Here is an 18,175-nt window from a genome sequence, read left to right as displayed (position 1 = left end):
TTCTTCCCTAAGGGAACTGCCGTGTTAAATCGTTATCCTTTGTGGAAGTATGTGATGCTGGTCGTCGTGATTCTCGTCGGCCTGCTCTATGCGCTTCCCAACCTGTATGGTGAGGATCCGGCCGTTCAAATCACTGGTGCGCGCGGAAGCGCCGCCAGTGAGCAGACGTTGGATCAAATTCAGTCCGCATTAAAACAAGACAATATCCAGAGCAAATCTGTTGCGCTGGAAAATGGTGCGATTACCGCGCGCTTCAACAATACGGATGTGCAGTTACGCGCCCGTGAAGCCATCATGAAAGCGCTGGGTGAGAACTACGTTGTCGCGCTGAACCTTGCGCCAGCCACGCCGCGCTGGCTGAGCATGCTGTCAGCAGAGCCGATGAAACTCGGTCTCGACCTGCGTGGTGGTGTGCACTTCCTGATGGAAGTGGACATGGACACCGCGCTCAGCAAGCTGCAGGAGCAGAATGCTGACACGCTGCGTAGCGATCTGCGCACCAAAAATATCCCTTATACCACCGTCAACAAAATCGCGAACTACGGCGTGGAAATTCGTTTCCGTGACGCTGCCAGTCGTGATGCGGCGATCTCCTGGCTCTCCTCGCGTCATCAGGATCTGGTGATCAACAGCAGCGGCAGCGATGCGCTGCGTGCCACCATGAGCGATGCCCGTCTCAGCGAAGCGCGTGAATATGCGGTTCAGCAGAACATTACGATTCTGCGTAACCGTGTAAACCAGCTTGGCGTGGCGGAACCGCTGGTTCAGCGTCAGGGCTCCGATCGCATCGTAGTTGAGCTGCCGGGTATTCAGGATACGGCGCGTGCCAAAGAGATTCTGGGCGCAACCGCGACGCTGGAATTCCGTCTGGTGAACACCAGCGTAGATCCTACTGCGGCGGCCAGTGGCCGTGTTCCGGGTGACTCAGAAGTTAAAGACATGCGTGATGGCCAGCCGGTCGTGCTCTACAAGCGGGTGATCCTGACCGGTGACCACATCACCGACTCGACGTCCAGCATGGATGAGTACAACCAGCCACAGGTGAACATTTCACTTGATAGCGCAGGCGGTAACATCATGTCCAACTTCACCAAGGACAACATCGGCAAGCCGATGGCGACCCTGTTTGTGGAGTATAAGGACAGCGGTAAAAAAGATGCTAACGGCCGTTCAATTCTGGTGAAACAGGAAGAGGTGATTAACGTCGCTAATATCCAGTCTCGCCTGGGGAACAGCTTCCGCATCACCGGTATCAACAACCCGAACGAAGCGCGTCAGCTGTCGCTGCTGCTGCGTGCCGGTGCGTTGATTGCGCCCATCCAGATTGTGGAAGAGCGTACGATCGGGCCGACCATGGGTCAGCAAAACATTACTCAGGGTCTGGAAGCCTGCCTGTGGGGTCTGCTCGCCTCGATCCTGTTTATGGTGGTGTTCTACAAGAAGTTTGGTCTGATTGCGACGAGTGCGCTGCTGGTTAACCTGGTGCTGATTGTCGGCGTCATGTCCCTGCTGCCTGGTGCGACCCTGACCATGCCGGGTATTGCCGGTATCGTGTTAACACTGGCGGTAGCAGTCGATGCTAACGTACTGATTAACGAACGTATTAAAGAAGAGCTGCGTAACGGGCGCTCGGTTCAGCAGGCAATTCATGAGGGCTACAAAGGCGCCTTCTCCAGTATTGTCGATGCGAACGTGACCACCCTGATCAAAGTTATCATTCTTTACGCGGTCGGCACCGGTTCGATCAAAGGCTTTGCTATTACCACCGCAATTGGTATCGCGACCTCAATGTTCACCGCGATTATCGGTACCCGTGCCATTGTTAACCTGGTTTACGGTGGCAAACGCATCAACAAGCTGTCTATCTGAGGAGTGCGTTGTGGCACAGGAATATAACATTGAGCAGTTAAACCACGGGCGTAAAGTCGTCGACTTTATGCGCTGGGATAAGCTGGCCTTCATCATTTCAGGACTGCTGATTCTTGCCGCGATTGCGATCGTGGGTGTGCGTGGTTTTAACTGGGGCCTCGATTTCACCGGTGGTACGGTGATTGAGATCGCGCTGGAAAAACCGGCCGACCTTGAAGTCCTGCGTGGTGATCTGGTGAAAGCGGGCTTTGACGAGCCGCTGGTGCAGAACTTTGGCAGCAGCCGTGACGTCATGGTGCGTATGGCACCGGTGACCGGCCCGGCGGGTACTGAGTTAGGCAATAAAGTGGTGTCGGTGATTAACCAGACTACCCAGCAAAACGCGACCGTTAAGCGCATTGAGTTCGTTGGCCCGAGTGTGGGTAGCGACCTGGCGCAGGCGGGTGCGATGGCGCTGCTGTCTGCACTGATTGCGATTCTGATCTATATCGGTTTCCGCTTTGAGTGGCGTCTGGCGCTGGGTACCGTGCTGGCGCTGGCGCATGACGTGATCATCACCTGCGGCCTGCTGGCGCTGTTCCGCATTGAAATCGACCTGACAATTGTTGCCTCGCTGATGTCGGTGATTGGCTACTCGCTTAACGATAAAATTGTGGTCTCTGACCGTATTCGTGAAAACTTCCGTAAGATCCGTCGCGGCAGCTCTTACGATATTACGAACGTGTCACTGACACAGACGTTAAGCCGTACCCTGATTACCTCGCTGACGACGCTGGCGATGATCCTCATCCTGTTCGTGTTTGGTGGTGCGTTGCTGAAAGGCTTCTCACTGACCATGCTGATTGGTGTGACGATTGGTACGATTTCATCCATTTATGTCTCTTCGGCGCTGGCGCTGAAGCTGGGCATGAAGCGTGAACATATGATGGTGCAGAAAGTCGAGAAAGAGGGCGCCGATCAGCCTTCTATCCTGCCTTAATCACGCGTCAGAAATAAAAACGGGCAGCCAACAGGCTGCCCGTTTTTTTTGCACCGCGGCTATGGGTTAGCGGGTGCGGCAGGGGAAGTCTGAGTCGGCGCATCCCCGGTTACGTTATGCACGCGGACATAACCCAATTGCTCCGGTGTCAGGCCACTGAGCCGCAGCGGGATGCTGGTCGAATGCTGGGGCAGCAACGAGGCCGGCACCGTGACGGTCTGGCTCAGACTGTCGCTGTTCAGCGGTTTACCGGTCGCCGGGTCGAGCTCACCCCAGATCACCGTCGCATGCAGGGCGGGCAGAGGCCGGTCGTCCATTGAACGCACAGTCAGGGTTGCCCGCGAGCCGCTGGCTTCAGCGGTCACAGGCGACAGCGTCAGTCGCAGTGTGCCGAGCTGGGTTTGCAGCGCCACTGGCGTTTTCGCCTGCGGCACCAGCCATGCGCCTTGTTGCAACTGACTGTTAAGCTGTCCCTGGATTTCCAGTGCACTGGCCTGCGTGGTCAGGTGCTGCATCTGCTGATTTAGCTGACTTACTTCCTGATGCAGCTCTCTGACCTGCGGATTGCCTGCCGTGGTGCTGCAGCCGCTCAGCGTTACCAGAGAGAGCACCACCGGAATCCAAACCATCCTGCTCATAAGTTATCCTTGTCCGTTATTTTGGAATACGTAAAACCTGGCCAGGATAGATCTTATCAGGATGCGAGAGCATTGGCTTATTCGCTTCGAAAATCTTGTTATATTCGTTAGCGTTGCCGTAAACCTGTTTGGAAATCGCGCTCAGCGTATCGCCTTTTTTCACGGTGTACAGCTCTGACTCGACCGCGGTATCTGTCACGGTCACCTTGTCTTCAACTTTCGTGATGCCTGCAACGTTACCTGCAGCAATCAGAATCTTTTCTTTCAGCTCCTGGGACAGGCCATCTCCGGTCACGGTCACGGTATCGCCATTGACCTTGACGTCGACCTTGTCGCTGTCAGGCAAGCCGAGCTTGTTAATGTGATCCTGCAGCTTTTTATTCTGGTCATCTCCGCCGTTTACCGCGTCCCAGAGTTTTTCACCGGCTTCTTTCACAAAGTTAAACAGACCCATACAACCTCCAGAGTGTTAGTGGAAAATTTTACTTGCAGCTCTTAAAGCGTAGTCCCTTTTGCCGCAGACGAAATTTAGCCGCGTTTATCCTGCGATGAGAAGCCCGGTAAAGGCACGGAAGAGATTTTGTTGATTCGCAGTTCGCGCTACACTGTCAGACCCATCACTCTCGCGTCAGGAAACGTCATGCATTGCCCATTCTGCTCCGCTGTGGACACCAAAGTGATTGATTCTCGTCTGGTTAGTGAAGGCTCTTCGGTGCGTCGCCGCCGCCAGTGCCTGGTGTGTCATGAACGCTTCACCACCTTTGAGGTGGCGGAACTGGTGATGCCACGCGTGGTGAAGAGCAATGATGTGCGCGAGCCTTTTAATGAAGACAAAATGGCCAGCGGGATGATGAAAGCGCTTGAGAAACGTCCGGTGAGTGCCGATGCGGTTGAAAGCGCTGTGAACCATATTAAAACGCAGTTGCGTGCGACTGGCGAACGCGAGATCCCCAGTAAACTGATTGGCAATCTGGTGATGGATGAGCTGAAGAAGCTCGATAAAGTGGCCTATATTCGCTTCGCCTCAGTTTACCGCAGCTTTGAAGATATTCGTGATTTTGGCGAAGAGATCGCCCGGTTACAGGATTAAACCATGGATGAACTTTACATGGCGCGCGCGCTGGAACTGGCGCGACGCGGTCGTTTTACGACCATGCCGAACCCCAATGTCGGCTGCGTGATTGTGCGCGATGGCGAAGTAGCAGGCGAGGGCTGGCATCAGCGTGCCGGTGAACCGCATGCCGAAGTTCACGCCCTGCGCATGGCGGGCGAAAAAGCCCGTGGTGCAACCGCCTATGTCACGCTGGAGCCCTGCAGCCATCATGGTCGCACACCGCCCTGTTGTGATGCGCTGATTGCTGCTGGCGTTAGCCGTGTTGTGGCTGCGATGCAGGACCCCAATCCGCAGGTCGCAGGACGCGGGCTGCACCGTCTGCATCAGTCAGGCATTGCGGTCAGCCACGGCCTGATGATGCCGGAAGCGGAAGCGCTGAATCGCGGCTTCCTCAAGCGGATGCGCACCGGCTTTCCCTGGATTCAGCTCAAGCTGGGCGCGTCACTGGATGGCCGCACGGCAATGGCCAGCGGTGAAAGCCAGTGGATAACGTCGGCTGCGGCCCGCCGGGATGTCCAGCGTCTGCGTGCGCAAAGCGCCGCAATCCTCAGCAGCAGCGCTACGGTGCTGGCGGACGATCCCTCGCTGACGGTACGCTGGTCTGAACTTGATCCGGAGAGCCAGTCACTGCTTGATGAACAGCAACTGCGTCAGCCGGTGCGGGTGATTGTTGACAGTCAGAATCGCGTCACGCCGCAACATCGGCTCATTTCTCAGCCGGGCGAAACCTGGCTGATGCGTCATCAGCCGGATCAGCAACACTGGCCCGCTGAGGTGACGCAGATTGCCGTGCCGCTGCGCGAACAGCAGCTGGATCTGGTGGCGATGATGATGCTGCTGGGACAGAAACAGATTAACAGCGTCTGGGTTGAAGCGGGTGCCTCACTGGCCGGGGCGCTGTTGCAGGCCGGACTGGTCGATGAACTGATTGTTTATCTGGCACCTAAGCTGTTGGGTCATGAAGGACGTGGCCTGTGTCAGCTGCCGGGGCTCCGCTCGCTCGCTGACGCGCCTGCCTTCCGTTTCAGCGACGTCCGGCAGGTCGGTGACGATTTACGCCTGACCCTGACACCCCAATAACACGGTCGGAAAAGCGAGAGCACGCCGCCCAAGAGTATGATAGAATCCGCCCCCCTGCGCGGGGCTAACCAAACCCCTGAAAGGATAAGTATGAAAGTTATCGAAGCTGCTGTTGCAACGCCTGAGGCCAATCTTGCCATCGTTATTGCGCGTTTTAACAACTTCATTAATGACAGCCTGCTGGATGGCGCAGTTGATGCCCTGAAACGTATCGGCCAGGTCAAAGATGACAATATCACCGTAGTCTGGGTGCCAGGTGCCTACGAACTGCCTCTGGCAGCCCGTGCGCTGGCTAACTCCGGCAAATATGATGCGATTATCGCACTCGGCACCGTCATTCGTGGAGGCACTGCCCACTTCGAATATGTGGCGGGTGAAGCCAGCTCCGGTATCGCCAGCGTTGCCATGAACAGCGATATTCCTGTCGCGTTTGGCGTGCTGACCACGGAAAGCATCGAGCAGGCCATTGAGCGTGCCGGCACCAAAGCGGGTAACAAAGGTGCTGAAGCGGCTCTGACTGCGCTCGAAATGATCAACGTATTGAAAGCCATTAAAGCCTGATTTTTGTAAGGGGAATTTTGTGAAACCTGCTGCTCGTCGTCGCGCCCGTGAGTGCGCTGTTCAGGCGCTTTACTCCTGGCAGTTGTCGAATAACGACATTGCCGATGTGGAATACCAGTTTCTGGCGGAACAGGACGTCAAAGACGTCGACATTACCTACTTCCGCGAACTGCTGTCCGGTGTGGCGACCAACAGTGCGTATCTGGATGGACTGATGAAGCCCTATCTGTCGCGTCAGCTCGAAGAGCTGGGCCAGGTAGAAAAAGCTATCCTGCGCATCTCGCTGTATGAGCTGAGCAAACGTAACGATGTGCCTTATAAAGTGGCCATCAACGAAGGGATTGAGCTGGCGAAAGTCTTCGGTGCCGAAGACAGTCATAAATTTGTTAACGGCGTGCTGGATAAAGCCGGTCCACAAATTCGACCCACTCGCAAATAAACAAAAAGGCCGGCTTGCCGGCCTTTTTTCATTAAGGGTTAAGCGGAACGCAATTATGTCTTGTGGTGAATTTGAACTCATCGCACGCTACTTCAACCGCAGAACACGCAGCCGCCGTGATGTCGAACTCGGCATCGGTGACGATTGTGCGTTACTTAGCGTGCCGGAAAAACAGACGCTGGCGATCAGCACCGATACCCTGGTCGCGGGTGTGCACTTCTTACGGGATATTCATCCTGCCGATCTGGGTTACAAAGCCCTGGCTGTGAATCTCAGCGACCTTGCTGCTATGGGCGCCGATCCCGCCTGGCTGACGCTGGCCTTAACGTTGCCGCAGGTCGATGAAAGCTGGCTCTCGGCCTTTAGTGAAAGCCTGTTTGAACTGCTGGAATATTACGATATGCAGCTGGTGGGTGGTGACACCACACGTGGCCCGCTGAGTCTGACGCTGGCGATTCACGGTCTGTTGCCGCAGGGCCGCGCCCTGAAACGATCCGGCGCGAAGCCGGGCGACTGGATCTTCGTGACCGGTACGCTGGGTGACAGCGCGGCGGGTCTGGCGTTGCTGCAGCATCACTGTCGCATCAACGATCCGGCAGTGCATGAAGCGCTGATTAAACGTCATCTGCGTCCGATGCCGCGCATTCTGCAGGGTCAGGCACTGCGTTCGCTGGCTTCCTCTGCAGTGGATATTTCCGACGGTCTGATTTCCGATCTCGGCCATGTGCTGAAAGCCAGCGGCTGCGGCGCGCGGCTTAACCTGGATGCGTTGCCGCTGTCGGCGGCCCTGCGCGACCACTTCGAGCCTGAGCAGGTACTGCGCTGGGCGCTGAGTGGCGGCGAAGACTATGAACTCTGCTTCACTGTGCCAGAGGTTAATCGCGGCGCGCTGGATGTGGCGCTGGGGCATCTGGGCGTGCCTTATACCTGCATCGGACAAATAGCACCGGAGTCGGAAGGCTTGACGCTGCTGGATAATGGCAAGCCCGCCACCTTCCGTCACAAAGGGTTTGATCACTTTGATGCTAAATAACGACGTGGCCAAACGTCGCCTGCGGATGAGCAATCCCTGGCATTTGCTGGCGACCGGTTTCGGCAGCGGATTAAGCCCGGTTGTGCCGGGCACTATGGGATCGCTGGCGGCCATCCCATTCTGGTGGCTGATGACTTTCCTGCCGCAGGATCTCTATTCGCTGGTGGTGCTGGTGGGTATCTGCGTCGGCGTTTATCTCTGCCATCGCACCGCCAAAGATATGGGCGTACACGATCACGGCAGTATTGTCTGGGATGAGTTTATCGGCATGTGGATTACGCTGATGGCGATTCCGGTCAACAGCTGGCAATGGGTGCTGGGGGGCTTTGTGCTGTTCCGTATTCTTGATATGTGGAAGCCATGGCCGATTCGCTGGTTTGACCGCAATGTGCATGGCGGCATGGGCATTATGGTTGATGACATTATTGCTGGCGTGATTTCCGCTGCCATGCTCTATGGAATCGGGGTCTGGCTGGCGGCTTAACCGCCATGCTAAACGCCTGATAAGAGGTGACGCCCGGGAAGGGCGTCACGTCAGGTTTACTCGAAACCTACCGCCTGATGTGGCTGATAGACCTCTTCCAGCAGGGTAATTTCCTCGTCACTCAGCGTGACATCCACCGCCTTCACCAGATCGTCAAACTGCTCAGCACGCGACGCGCCAATAATCGGTGCCGTGACGGCAGGTTTGCTCAGCAGCCAGGCCAGGGCCACCTGCGCCCGCGTTACGCCTTTACCTTCCGCCACCAGCGCCAGTCGTTCTGCAATCGCGGCATCGTTCTCTTCGGTGTTGTCATAAAGCTTTGCCATTACCTGGTCAGATGCAGAGCGCGCGGTGTTTTCACCCCACGGGCGGGTCAGCTTGCCGCGCGCCAGCGGACTCCAGGGCAGCACGGCGATCTGCTCCTTCAGGCAGAGAGGATGCATTTCCCGTTCCTCTTCGCGCTGAATCAGGTTGTACTGATCCTGCATGCTGACAAAGCGGTGCCAGCCCTGTTCAGACTGCATCTGCAACGCCTGAGCAAACTGGCTGGCGTGCATCGACGAGGCACCGATGTAGCGGGCTTTGCCAGACTGCACGACGTCATGCAGCGCTTCCAGCGTCTCCTCCAGCGAGGTGTTGTAGTCCCAGCGGTGAATCTGCAGCAGATCGACATACTCCATGCCGAGGCGCTGCAGGCTGTCATCAATGGATTGCAGGATATTCTTGCGCGACAGGCCCTGTGAAAGATTAGTCAGGGGGAAATAGACTTTGGTGGCGACAACAACCTCTTCGCGGCGGGCGAAATCCTTCAGCGCCCGGCCCAGGATCTCTTCGCTGCTGCCATCAGAGTAGCTGTTAGCCGTATCGAAGAAGTTGATACCTGCATCCAGTGCCTGCTGGATTAGCGGACGGCTGCTTGCTTCTGGCAGCGTCCAGGCGTGGTTGCCACGCGTTGGCTCGCCATAGGTCATACAACCGAGACAGAGACGAGACACCTGCAGATCGGTGCTACCGAGTTGAATCGTATTCATGGTGAAGGCTCCTGCGAAAGTGCAAAGGTTACAGCATAGCAGGATGTTGCGCTCCCTGAGGGGGAGCGCAGAGAAGGGAGGTTACTGCGCCAGCCAGCGGGCGATCTGTTGCTGAATGCCTTCCGCGTCAAGCAGATAGTCATGACGCACTTCATCCTGCGTACCCTGCGGGATAAATTCATCCGGCAGACCGATGTTCAGCACCGGAACAGCCAGACGTTTCGCCATGATAAATTCATTCACGCCACTGCCTGCACCGCCTTTGATTGCGCCTTCTTCCAGCGTAATCAGTGAGTCGTGCGTGGCAGCGAGCTCAGCAATCAGCGCTTCATCCAGCGGCTTTACAAAGCGCATATCGACCAGGGTCGCATTCAATGCTTCCGCTGTGGCGGCGGCTTCTGGCAACAGAGTGCCGAAGTTCAGAATTGCCAGCTTTTCACCCTGGCGTTTCACGACCGCTTTACCCAGCGGCAGGCTCTGCAGGGGTGCCAGCGGTGTACCGACACCGGTGCCGCGCGGATAGCGCACTGCACTTGGGCCAGCCTGATAGTGATAGCCGGTGTAGAGCATCTGCCGACACTCATTCTCATCGCTTGGGGTCATGATCACCATATCCGGCACACAGCGCAGATAGGCGAGATCAAACGCGCCCTGGTGAGTCTGACCGTCCGCACCCACAATACCACCGCGATCAATGGCAAACAGGACCGGCAGTTTCTGGATGGCGACGTCGTGAATCAGCTGATCATAGGCACGCTGCAGGAACGTCGAGTAGATGGCAACAATCGGTTTGTAGCCGCCAATCGCCATACCCGCTGCGAAGGTCACCGCATGCTGCTCGGCGATTGCCACATCAAAATACTGTTTCGGGAACTCACGGGAGAAGGCCACCATGCCAGAGCCTTCACGCATCGCCGGGGTAATCGCCATCAGCTTCGGATCGTCGGCAGCCATTTCGCACAGCCAGTTACCAAAGATTTTGGAGTAGCTCGGCAGACCTTCCGCACTTTTTGGCAGTTCGCCAATCGCCGGGTCAAATTTAGGCACGGCGTGCCAGGCAATCGGATCTTCCTCTGCCGGCGCGTAGCCTTTGCCTTTCTTCGTCATGATATGCAGGAACTGCGGCCCTTTCAGGCTGCGCATGTTGCTCAGCGTATTGACCAGCGTCAGCACATCGTGGCCGTCAACCGGGCCGATGTAGTTAAAGCCCAGCTCTTCAAACAGCGTACCCGGCACGACCATGCCTTTGAGGTGTTCTTCGGTGCGTCTTACCAGCTCTTTAATCGGCGGCAGGCTGGTCAGCACACGCTTGCTGCCTTCGCGCAATCGCGCGTAGGTTTTACCTGACAGGATTTGCGCCAGGCGGTTATTCAGCGCACCGACGTTTTCAGAGATCGACATCTCGTTGTCGTTGAGGATGACCAGCATATCCGGCTTGATATCACCGGCATGATTCATCGCTTCAAACGCCATGCCCGCCGTGATCGCGCCATCGCCGATAATACAGGCGGTGCGACGGCCCTGGCCTTCACGTTCAGCCGCCGCGGCCATGCCGAGACCGGCACTGATCGAGGTCGATGAGTGTCCGACGCTTAAGACGTCATATTCACTTTCACCGCGCCACGGAAACGGGTGCACGCCATTTTTCTGACGAATGGTGCCGATGCGATCGCGGCGACCGGTCAGAATTTTATGCGGATAAGCCTGATGACCCACGTCCCACACCAGATGGTCAAAGGGGGTGTTATAGACATAATGCAGCGCGACCGTCAGTTCGACTACGCCCAGACCCGACGCAAAATGGCCGCTGGAGCGGCTTACACTGTCTAACAGATACTGACGCAGTTCATCACACAGCGCAGGCAACTTCTCTTTGGGCAGGGCGCGCAGCTCCTGAACCGTGTTTGCCAGCGCCAGTGTCGGGTATTTAGCAATATCAAAACTCATCAGAGACTCATTATGGAAGTTATTTGTCGCGTTCAATTATGAAGCTCGCCAGCGCCTGCAGTGCTGTAGTGTTATAAGAGTGCGCAGCGAGCAATTCTAAAGCATCAAGAGCTTCCTGATACAAATCCCGCGCTTTTGCACGGGCATTTTCAAGGCCTAACAATGAAGGATAGGTGCTTTTTCCCAGATCCTGATCGGCACCCTGGCGTTTTCCGATCACGGCCGTATCACCGACCACATCGAGAATGTCGTCCTGCACCTGAAACGCGAGACCAATAGCCTCAGCATAGCGGTCAAGCAGCGGCAGCGCTTCACGGCCCGCATCGCCTGCCGTTAACGCGCCTAACCGGACTGCTGAGCGGATCAGCGCGCCGGTTTTGTGGCGGTGGATCTGTTCAAGCTGGTCCAGATCGACAGATTTGCCTTCCGCCGCTAAATCCAGCGCCTGTCCGCCACACATCCCGGCCACGCCGCTGGCCTTAGCCAGTTCGGAGAGCATCATCAGACGGTATTCGGCACTGACACCCGGCATCGCTTCATCTGCCAGGATAGAGAAGGCCAGCGTCTGCAGGGCGTCGCCCGCCAGAATCGCCGTATCTTCGCCATATTTAATGTGACAGGTTGGCTGCCCGCGACGCAGTGCGTCATCGTCCATCGCAGGGAGATCGTCATGTATCAGAGAGTACGCATGGATGCATTCAACCGCGGCGGCGGGCGCATCCAGACTCGCCGGGTCGGCGTGGAGCATTTCACCGGTAGCGTAGACCAGAAAAGGACGCAGGCGTTTACCGCCTAATAATGCCCCATAATGCATGGCATTCACCAGAGGAGAACTCTGAAAAGGAAGTGGCTCTATAAAACGCGTCAGGGCAGCGTTCACCTGCTGCTGATAAACGTCGAGTAATCGGGCGAAATCCATTAGTCGTTTTCCGGCGTGAAAGCGGTGAGGTCGGCCTCTTTATCATCGTTCAGCAGAATACGAACCCGCTGTTCAGCCTGCTGCAGCGTCTGCTGGCCATTTCGCGCCAGCTGCACGCCGCGCTCAAATTCGTTCAGGGCTTCTTCAAGCGGCAGTTCACCACTTTCCAGACGGCTGACAATCTGCTCCAGCTGCTGCAATGACGTTTCAAAGCTGGCTGGCTGTTCGGCTTTTTTCGGCATATTTCGTGTCGACTCACGGTTGGGACATTATCTCGCAATCGGTCATGGTAGCTGAGACCCAATGATTAGCAAAATAATCAATGCGGCGGCTGATGAAGAAGCAGTCACCTGACAAAGGTGATATACTCCCGCGCCTCGGATGCGGTTGCGCCTTGCAGCCCGCAATTTTGTGATTTTACCAGCTAAGTGCCGCCTGTTTTAGCACTTATTTGCCCAACGAAGCTGTGTCGCCATGAAGTTTATCATCAAGTTATTTCCTGAAATCACCATCAAGAGTCCGTCGGTGCGTTTGCGCTTTATCAAGATTCTTGCCAGCAATATTCGCAACGTCCTGAAAACCGTCAGCGACGATATCGCCGTTGTGCGCTACTGGGATCACATTGAAGTGCGGTCAAAAAATGCAGCGCTGGCGGATATTATTCCCGATGAGCTCGCCCGCATTCCCGGTATTCATCACGTTTTAGCGGTCGAAGATCGCGAGTACACGGATATTCATCACATCTTTGAACAGACGTTAGCGCAGTATCGCGACAGTCTGGAAGGAAAGAGTTTCTGTGTGCGTGTTAAGCGTCGTGGCAAGCATAGCTTCAGTTCGCAGGATGTGGAGCGCTATGTAGGCGGCGGTCTGAACCAGCATATCGAAAGCGCCCGCGTGCAGCTTAAAAATCCGGACGTGACGGTGAATCTGGAAGTTGAAGAGAATCGTCTGACGCTGGTGACTGCGCGCTACGAAGGCCTGGGTGGCTTCCCGATTGGCACGCAGGAAGATGTGCTGTCGCTGATTTCCGGCGGTTTCGACTCCGGCGTCTCCAGCTATATGCTGCTGCGTCGCGGCAGCCGTGTGCATTACTGCTTCTTTAACCTTGGTGGAGCCGCCCATGAGATTGGCGTCCGTCAGGTTGCGCACTATCTGTGGAATCGTTTTGGTCGCTCACACCGCGTACGCTTTGTAGCGATCAATTTTGAGCCGGTCGTCGGTGAGATCCTCGAGAAAGTGGATGACGGCCAGATGGGCGTAGTGCTGAAACGCATGATGGTGCGGGCTGCCTCGACGATTGCTGAGCGCTACGGCGTACAGGCACTGGTCACCGGTGAAGCGGTAGGCCAGGTGTCGAGCCAGACGCTGACCAACCTGCGTCTGATCGATAACGCGTCGGATACGCTGATTCTGCGTCCGCTGATCTCTCATGACAAAGAGCACATTATCCGAATTGCCCGTGAAATCGGCACCGAAGATTTCGCCAGCACCATGCCGGAATATTGCGGCGTGATCTCAAAAAGCCCGACCGTGAAGGCGGTGAAAGCGAAGATTGAGGCGGAAGAGCAGAATTTCGACTTCACGATTCTCGATCGGGTTATCGAAGAAGCGACCAACGTCGATATCCGCACCATCGCTGAGCAGACAGAAGAGGAGGTGGTGGAAGTTGAGACCGTCGCCTTGCTGAGTGAGAACGATGTGGTGCTGGATATCCGATCTATCGATGAGCAGGAAGAGAAGCCTCTGACGCTAAACGCGACGGAAGTGAAATCGCTGCCGTTCTATAAACTCAGTACGCAGTTTGGCGATCTCGATCAGAATCGCACCTGGCTACTCTATTGCGATCGCGGTGTGATGAGCCGTCTTCAGGCGCTCTATCTGCATGAGCAGGGCTTTAAGAACGTTAAAGTTTACCGCCCGTAGTCACGTTTCAGAGCCAGTCAGCACCTGTTCAGGACTGACTGGCTTTCTCGTTTTAAGCCTTAGTATTTAAGCCTGATAGTCATAAATGCCGGGAGCCAGCACCAGTTGTGCGGCAACCTCGCGCGCCATCTCTTTTCCCACCAGCAGATCAATCAGCTTCAGCGCAAAATCCATTGCCGTGCCGGGTCCCTGGCTGGTCAGCAGATTAACGCGCGGATCCCAGACGACACGGCGCTCCATCCACTTATCTGCCGGAATGGTCTCTTTTAAGCCGGGGAATCCGGTCATGTTACCGACCGGGAAGAGATCGTGGGGGATCAATACGGTGCCTGCCGCTGCGCATATCGCGGCGACAATTTTCTCATTGAGATGAAACTGACGCACCGTTTCGACTAACAGCGGACTGTCACGGAAAGTCTCAGCCCCTTTAAGGCCACCAGGCAGGACGATGGCGGCGAAGTCATTGTCGGCGACTTCAACCAGTGTGACGTCAGCCAGCAGACGCACACCGCGAGAGCAGACGATCTCCCGGCTGCCATCGCTTTCGACGCTGGCGGTAACAACGTTTAGCCCGGCCCGAACCAGCAGGTCGATAGTGGTGACAGCTTCGGTTTCTTCACTGCCATGTGCCAGGCAAACCAGCACCGATGCGTTCGCGGTCATAATGGGACTCCTTGCGTTTTACAATGTCATACAGACGGGTGTTCTCCGTCAGCACCAGGCCGTGCGTCCGGGCGCGGCGCAGCAGAAAGCCGCTGATATAGTCGATTTCGGTGAGCCGTTGCGCGCGAACATCCTGCAGCATTGAAGAGGTGTTGGCCGCAGTGCTTTCAATCACGTCGAAGACGATGTCCTGAAGGCTTTCACTGGCTATGCTCTGGCCTTCGCGCTCCATGACCCAACTGATCTCTTCACACAGTTGCGCGATCTGTTCCGGATAAGCACGCAGTGCACCGTTCTGACACGCATATTCCACGCTGAGCGGGTTGATGACGCAATTGACGGCCAGTTTGCGCCAGCAGGCGGCCCGGATATTGTCATGCCAGGCAACGTCGGGCAGGGCAGGGTGCAGGATATCGGCGAGATCGCTATAAGCGGCGCTTTTACGGTTGCCGGGGCCGATATGGGTGATACCACTGGCAATGTGTTTGATGACGGTGCCATCGCGCATCGCCGCATGGGTAGTGACGCCGCGCAGCAGTGGCTGAGTCAGCCCTTTCAGCTCTTCAAGCGTCCCCATGCCGTTGTGCAGCAGCAGCACCGGGCAGTTCTTCTGCAGCACGCTCTCCAGGTTTTTCACCGCAGGCGAGACCTGCGGGGCTTTGAGCGTGACGAGCAGCAGCTGGCTTTCCGCCAGAAAGAGCGGATCATTGGCAATAAACGTGCGGTTCGATATGTTGCCTTGTGGGTCAACCACATTGGCTGAACAGTAGGGCTGTGGCACCCGCAACCATCCCTGTACCTCATGTCCCTGGCGGGCCAGTGCTGTCAGCCAGACCTGTCCCAGCGCACCGCAACCTAACACGGTAATTTTCATGCTGCCTCCCGCTGGCGGGCTATCCATCTATTATTCATTGTCACACTTTCATTATAGCGTTGTGTGCAGCCTGATTTTATTTAGCACCTTAAGACGCGTATTATGCATGTCACTTTAGCGTCAGGAGAAGAAGAGATGCCATCTTTCGATATCGTTTCAGAGGTCGATCTGCAGGAAATTCGCAATGCGGTGGAGAATGCCAACCGTGAAGTGTCTACCCGCTTCGATTTCCGCAACGTGAGCGCCGAGTTTGAGCTCAACGAAAAGAATGAAACCATCAAGATCACCAGCGAGTCTGATTTTCAGGTTAAGCAGCTGGTCGATATTTTGCGTGAGAAGTTACTGAAGCGCGGGATTGAAGGCGGCGCCTTAGAGGTGCCCGAAGAGATTGAGCATAGTGGCAAAAGCTGGGCGGTCGATGCCAAACTGAAGAAAGGCATTGAAAGCGACGTCGCGAAGAAGCTGGTGAAGCTGATTAAAGACAGCAAGCTGAAAGTGCAGACCCAGATTCAGGGTGAAGCATTGCGTGTGACCGGCAAAGCACGTGATGATTTGCAGGGCGCGATGGCGATCGTGCGCGGCAGTAATCTGGGCCAGCCGTTCCAGTTTAAAAACTTCCGCGATTAAGCGTGATTGGCTGAGTTTTCAGCATGAATGCAGTGATATAAACCCGGATAATGCCGGGTTTTTTGTTATCTGGCAGGAGCAGCGCTGCATCGTTCCAAATTTGTGAGCCGTCTGAATGAAGGCGTGGTTTGTGACGTCAGTGGCATCGTGTGCTGGCTTGCATCTCTTTGAAGAAGTGGGTGTGAGCTGTAGGGCGTCTGTGCGATCACGCACTTGCTCAGGGAGCCTGTGCCTTTCGCAAAGACGCAAAAGCGCCATCCATGGCGGCTCATCGCGGGCCATCCATGGCCCGCGATGCTTTGCTACAGGCACAGGCTCCCATCGCTATGAATTTCTGAGTTGTCTGTAAGAATGGTTATGCGGGTTGGAGGTTGCTTAGAAACTTAAATGCGGGTGAACCATTCAGAAACTCAAAAGCTTAGGAGGCGAAGGGAATACGGCCAGAGGAGGAAAGCGTCCCGCGCCATGGATGGCGACTTTTGCGACTTTCCGATCTGACCTTGCCCCCTGCGCCAGCTCGATCCTGAAGCGAAACGAGCTGACGTTATCACCAAACTTTTTTAAGCTAGCAACTCCCCAGCAGCGCTTCCAGTTCAGGGCGGCTGGTGACCTTACTATCAATTTTGATATACGCGCTTTTCTCTTCCGGCACGATAAACACGGAGTTAACGCCAGGCTGCGCTTTCAGGCGCTGCTCCAGATTTGGCACAGCCAGAGCCGCATCACTCAGCACGATGCGCAGGCTACTGACATAAGGCGGCTCCTGCATCGTCATGCTGACAAACAGCCAGGCCGCAGCCACCATCGCGCCAACCAGGAACACGGTCTGAGCATCGAAATGACCAAATACCCAGCCACCCATACTGCCACCAACGGCCACACCCAGGAACTGGCTGGTGGAGTAGATCCCCATCGCCGTACCTTTATAACCTGCAGGGGACTCTTTACTGATCAGTGAAGGCAGGATGGCTTCCATCAGATTGAAGGCGAAGAAGAAGAGCTGAACACCCACGACCAGCGTCCAGAAATGACCTTCCGCGCCCCACAGTACAATCTCAGCAATGACAATCATCCCGACGCAGCCGACAAACACGCGCTTCATACGACGCTTCACTTCGGCATAAATAATAAACGGCACCACGCCGGCAAAGGCGATAAGCATAGTGGAAAGATAAACTTTCCAGTGCTCGGGGGCCGGGAATCCAGCCTGCTCAAACTGTCCGGGTAACGCCACAAAGCTCGACATCAGCAGAACATGCAGGCAGAAAATACCGATATTGAGCTTTACCAGACGCGGGTTAGCCAATACTTTGCGGAAGCTGCCTTTCACCATACCCGATTCACGGTTCAGGACATGATGTGAAGCGGACGGCACCACAAGCAGGGTAATCACGATACCCAGCGACGCCAGAATCGCAATCATCCAGAACAGCGCATGCAGACCCAGCGCGTGCGTAACAATCGGGCCGACGACCATAGCAATCGCGAAGGTCACGCCAAAACTGATGCCGATAAACGCCATTGCTTTGGTGCGGTTCTGCTCACGGGTTAAATCGGATAACAGGGCCATTACGGCAGCCGCAATCGCGCCTGAACCCTGCAGCGCACGACCCAGAATAATGCCCCAGATGGAATCGGTGCAGGCGGCGATAACGCTGCCCAGAACAAACAACAACAGTCCGCCGACAATTAACGGCTTACGGCCGATGCGGTCGGAGAGCAGACCAAAAGGAATCTGAAAGATTGCCTGGGCAAGGCCATAGATGCCAATTGCCAGACCGATTAAGGTTTCACTTGCGCCCTGTAATGCCATGCCATAAGTGGTCAGTACCGGCAGGACCATAAACATTCCCAGCATGCGCAGGGAAAAGACCGTACCGAGGCCCCATGTGGCGCGCAGCTCCACCGGAGTCATTTTATTATCGTTCATTCCAACCTCTGTTAATGTGCTGCTTTTATTCTAGGTGGCGGGGCAGGGCGGGTAAAACAATAGT

Annotated in this window: 19 protein-coding genes; 10 read left to right on the top strand and 9 right to left on the bottom strand. The window is 55.8% G+C overall.

The annotated features are described in order from the left end of the window. The first annotated feature begins 21 nt into the window (after positions 1-21). Together secD and secF are read left to right on the top strand one after the other, a co-directional pair. Positions 22-1,869, top strand: a complete 1,848-nt coding sequence (gene secD / locus IAI47_RS14795; RefSeq protein ID WP_071778534.1) for a protein translocase subunit SecD — start codon at positions 22-24, stop codon at positions 1,867-1,869. A 10-nt stretch (positions 1,870-1,879) separates the two neighbouring features. Beyond that, a complete protein-coding gene (gene secF / locus IAI47_RS14790; protein WP_003852511.1) occupies positions 1,880-2,848 on the top strand; it encodes a protein translocase subunit SecF in 969 nt (322 codons plus the stop codon). A 59-nt stretch (positions 2,849-2,907) separates the two neighbouring features. Here the strand turns inward: secF and IAI47_RS14785 are convergent, their stop codons facing one another. Beyond that, entirely contained in the window at positions 2,908-3,486 is a 579-nt protein-coding gene (locus IAI47_RS14785) for a DUF3251 domain-containing protein (RefSeq protein WP_008924881.1), read from the bottom strand. A 16-nt stretch (positions 3,487-3,502) separates the two neighbouring features. Further along, positions 3,503-3,940 (bottom strand): peptidoglycan-binding protein LysM, encoded by a 438-nt coding sequence (lysM, locus tag IAI47_RS14780; protein ID WP_003852513.1) that lies wholly within the window; start codon positions 3,938-3,940, stop codon positions 3,503-3,505. A gap of 186 nt (positions 3,941-4,126) precedes the next feature. On the opposite strand from lysM, the gene nrdR reads away from it, so the two are divergent. From nrdR to pgpA, 6 genes are all read left to right on the top strand, one after another. Then, positions 4,127-4,576 carry a transcriptional regulator NrdR gene (nrdR, locus tag IAI47_RS14775; RefSeq protein WP_003852514.1) on the top strand — a complete coding sequence of 150 codons (450 nt, stop codon included), beginning with the start codon at positions 4,127-4,129 and terminating at the stop codon, positions 4,574-4,576. Between the two features lie 3 nt (positions 4,577-4,579). After that, positions 4,580-5,680 carry a bifunctional diaminohydroxyphosphoribosylaminopyrimidine deaminase/5-amino-6-(5-phosphoribosylamino)uracil reductase RibD gene (ribD, locus tag IAI47_RS14770; protein WP_008924882.1) on the top strand — a complete coding sequence of 367 codons (1,101 nt, stop codon included), beginning with the start codon at positions 4,580-4,582 and terminating at the stop codon, positions 5,678-5,680. Between the two features lie 90 nt (positions 5,681-5,770). After that, positions 5,771-6,241, top strand: a complete 471-nt coding sequence (gene ribE / locus IAI47_RS14765) for a 6,7-dimethyl-8-ribityllumazine synthase (protein ID WP_008924883.1) — start codon at positions 5,771-5,773, stop codon at positions 6,239-6,241. 19 nt (positions 6,242-6,260) lie between these two features. Next, the gene (gene nusB, locus IAI47_RS14760; RefSeq protein WP_003852517.1) at positions 6,261-6,680 is read left to right on the top strand and encodes a transcription antitermination factor NusB; all 420 of its coding nucleotides are present in this window, start codon (positions 6,261-6,263) and stop codon (positions 6,678-6,680) included. A 55-nt stretch (positions 6,681-6,735) separates the two neighbouring features. Beyond that, the gene (gene thiL / locus IAI47_RS14755) at positions 6,736-7,713 is read left to right on the top strand and encodes a thiamine-phosphate kinase (RefSeq protein ID WP_003852519.1); all 978 of its coding nucleotides are present in this window, start codon (positions 6,736-6,738) and stop codon (positions 7,711-7,713) included. Further along, on the top strand, positions 7,703-8,197 hold the full coding sequence (pgpA, locus tag IAI47_RS14750; RefSeq protein ID WP_003852520.1) for a phosphatidylglycerophosphatase A: 495 nt from the start codon (positions 7,703-7,705) through the stop codon (positions 8,195-8,197). Before thiL ends, pgpA begins: the two co-directional genes overlap by 11 nt. A 56-nt stretch (positions 8,198-8,253) precedes the next feature. Here pgpA and IAI47_RS14745 read toward each other — a convergent pair whose 3' ends face one another. From IAI47_RS14745 to xseB, 4 genes are all read right to left on the bottom strand, one after another. Beyond that, complete coding sequence (locus IAI47_RS14745) at positions 8,254-9,228, bottom strand: aldo/keto reductase (protein WP_008924884.1); 975 nt, start codon at positions 9,226-9,228, stop codon at positions 8,254-8,256. 81 nt (positions 9,229-9,309) lie between these two features. Beyond that, positions 9,310-11,175, bottom strand: coding sequence for a 1-deoxy-D-xylulose-5-phosphate synthase (dxs, locus tag IAI47_RS14740; protein ID WP_008924885.1), 1,866 nt, complete (start codon positions 11,173-11,175; stop codon positions 9,310-9,312). A gap of 19 nt (positions 11,176-11,194) precedes the next feature. Continuing rightward, positions 11,195-12,094 carry a (2E,6E)-farnesyl diphosphate synthase gene (gene ispA / locus IAI47_RS14735; protein WP_003852522.1) on the bottom strand — a complete coding sequence of 300 codons (900 nt, stop codon included), beginning with the start codon at positions 12,092-12,094 and terminating at the stop codon, positions 11,195-11,197. Then, positions 12,094-12,336 (bottom strand): exodeoxyribonuclease VII small subunit, encoded by a 243-nt coding sequence (gene xseB / locus IAI47_RS14730; RefSeq protein ID WP_003852524.1) that lies wholly within the window; start codon positions 12,334-12,336, stop codon positions 12,094-12,096. The genes ispA and xseB overlap by 1 nt, the downstream gene beginning before the upstream one ends. Before the next feature lie 232 nt (positions 12,337-12,568). Here xseB and thiI point away from each other — a divergent pair, with 232 nt between their 5' ends. Next, the gene (gene thiI / locus IAI47_RS14725; protein WP_003852525.1) at positions 12,569-14,017 is read left to right on the top strand and encodes a tRNA uracil 4-sulfurtransferase ThiI; all 1,449 of its coding nucleotides are present in this window, start codon (positions 12,569-12,571) and stop codon (positions 14,015-14,017) included. Between the two features lie 66 nt (positions 14,018-14,083). Here thiI and yajL read toward each other — a convergent pair whose 3' ends face one another. Next, positions 14,084-14,680: a protein deglycase YajL gene (gene yajL, locus IAI47_RS14720; protein ID WP_003852527.1), complete on the bottom strand. Its 597-nt coding sequence runs from the start codon at positions 14,678-14,680 to the stop codon at positions 14,084-14,086. Next, the gene (gene panE / locus IAI47_RS14715; RefSeq protein WP_008924886.1) at positions 14,634-15,554 is read right to left on the bottom strand and encodes a 2-dehydropantoate 2-reductase; all 921 of its coding nucleotides are present in this window, start codon (positions 15,552-15,554) and stop codon (positions 14,634-14,636) included. The genes yajL and panE overlap by 47 nt, the downstream gene beginning before the upstream one ends. A gap of 135 nt (positions 15,555-15,689) precedes the next feature. Between panE and IAI47_RS14710 the strand changes: the two genes are divergently transcribed. After that, positions 15,690-16,181: a YajQ family cyclic di-GMP-binding protein gene (locus tag IAI47_RS14710; protein ID WP_003852530.1), complete on the top strand. Its 492-nt coding sequence runs from the start codon at positions 15,690-15,692 to the stop codon at positions 16,179-16,181. 565 nt (positions 16,182-16,746) lie between these two features. On the opposite strand, the gene IAI47_RS14705 is transcribed toward IAI47_RS14710, so the two are convergent. Further along, entirely contained in the window at positions 16,747-18,111 is a 1,365-nt protein-coding gene (locus IAI47_RS14705; protein ID WP_008924887.1) for an MFS transporter, read from the bottom strand. Positions 18,112-18,175 lie beyond the last annotated feature (64 nt).

It is taken from the genome of Pantoea sp. MT58 (assembly GCF_014495885.1).
Taxonomy (GTDB): Bacteria; Pseudomonadota; Gammaproteobacteria; order Enterobacterales; family Enterobacteriaceae; genus Pantoea; species Pantoea eucalypti.
This window is presented reverse-complemented; position numbering and strand designations above follow the sequence as displayed.

Excerpts from the sequence above, each read along its gene's own strand:
- IAI47_RS14745 (WP_008924884.1), bottom strand. The coding sequence starts at position 9,228 with ATGAATACGATTCAACTCGGTAGCACCGATCTGCAGGTGTCTCGTCTC.
- pgpA (WP_003852520.1), top strand. The coding sequence starts at position 7,703 with ATGCTAAATAACGACGTGGCCAAACGTCGCCTGCGGATGAGCAATCCC.
- thiL (WP_003852519.1), top strand. The coding sequence starts at position 6,736 with ATGTCTTGTGGTGAATTTGAACTCATCGCACGCTACTTCAACCGCAGA.
- IAI47_RS14705 (WP_008924887.1), bottom strand. The coding sequence starts at position 18,111 with ATGAACGATAATAAAATGACTCCGGTGGAGCTGCGCGCCACATGGGGC.
- IAI47_RS14710 (WP_003852530.1), top strand. The coding sequence starts at position 15,690 with ATGCCATCTTTCGATATCGTTTCAGAGGTCGATCTGCAGGAAATTCGC.
- thiI (WP_003852525.1), top strand. The coding sequence starts at position 12,569 with ATGAAGTTTATCATCAAGTTATTTCCTGAAATCACCATCAAGAGTCCG.
- IAI47_RS14785 (WP_008924881.1), bottom strand. The coding sequence starts at position 3,486 with ATGAGCAGGATGGTTTGGATTCCGGTGGTGCTCTCTCTGGTAACGCTG.
- nrdR (WP_003852514.1), top strand. The coding sequence starts at position 4,127 with ATGCATTGCCCATTCTGCTCCGCTGTGGACACCAAAGTGATTGATTCT.
- dxs (WP_008924885.1), bottom strand. The coding sequence starts at position 11,175 with ATGAGTTTTGATATTGCTAAATACCCGACACTGGCGCTGGCAAACACG.
- ribD (WP_008924882.1), top strand. The coding sequence starts at position 4,580 with ATGGATGAACTTTACATGGCGCGCGCGCTGGAACTGGCGCGACGCGGT.
- xseB (WP_003852524.1), bottom strand. The coding sequence starts at position 12,336 with ATGCCGAAAAAAGCCGAACAGCCAGCCAGCTTTGAAACGTCATTGCAG.
- lysM (WP_003852513.1), bottom strand. The coding sequence starts at position 3,940 with ATGGGTCTGTTTAACTTTGTGAAAGAAGCCGGTGAAAAACTCTGGGAC.
- ispA (WP_003852522.1), bottom strand. The coding sequence starts at position 12,094 with ATGGATTTCGCCCGATTACTCGACGTTTATCAGCAGCAGGTGAACGCT.
- panE (WP_008924886.1), bottom strand. The coding sequence starts at position 15,554 with ATGAAAATTACCGTGTTAGGTTGCGGTGCGCTGGGACAGGTCTGGCTG.
- ribE (WP_008924883.1), top strand. The coding sequence starts at position 5,771 with ATGAAAGTTATCGAAGCTGCTGTTGCAACGCCTGAGGCCAATCTTGCC.
- yajL (WP_003852527.1), bottom strand. The coding sequence starts at position 14,680 with ATGACCGCGAACGCATCGGTGCTGGTTTGCCTGGCACATGGCAGTGAA.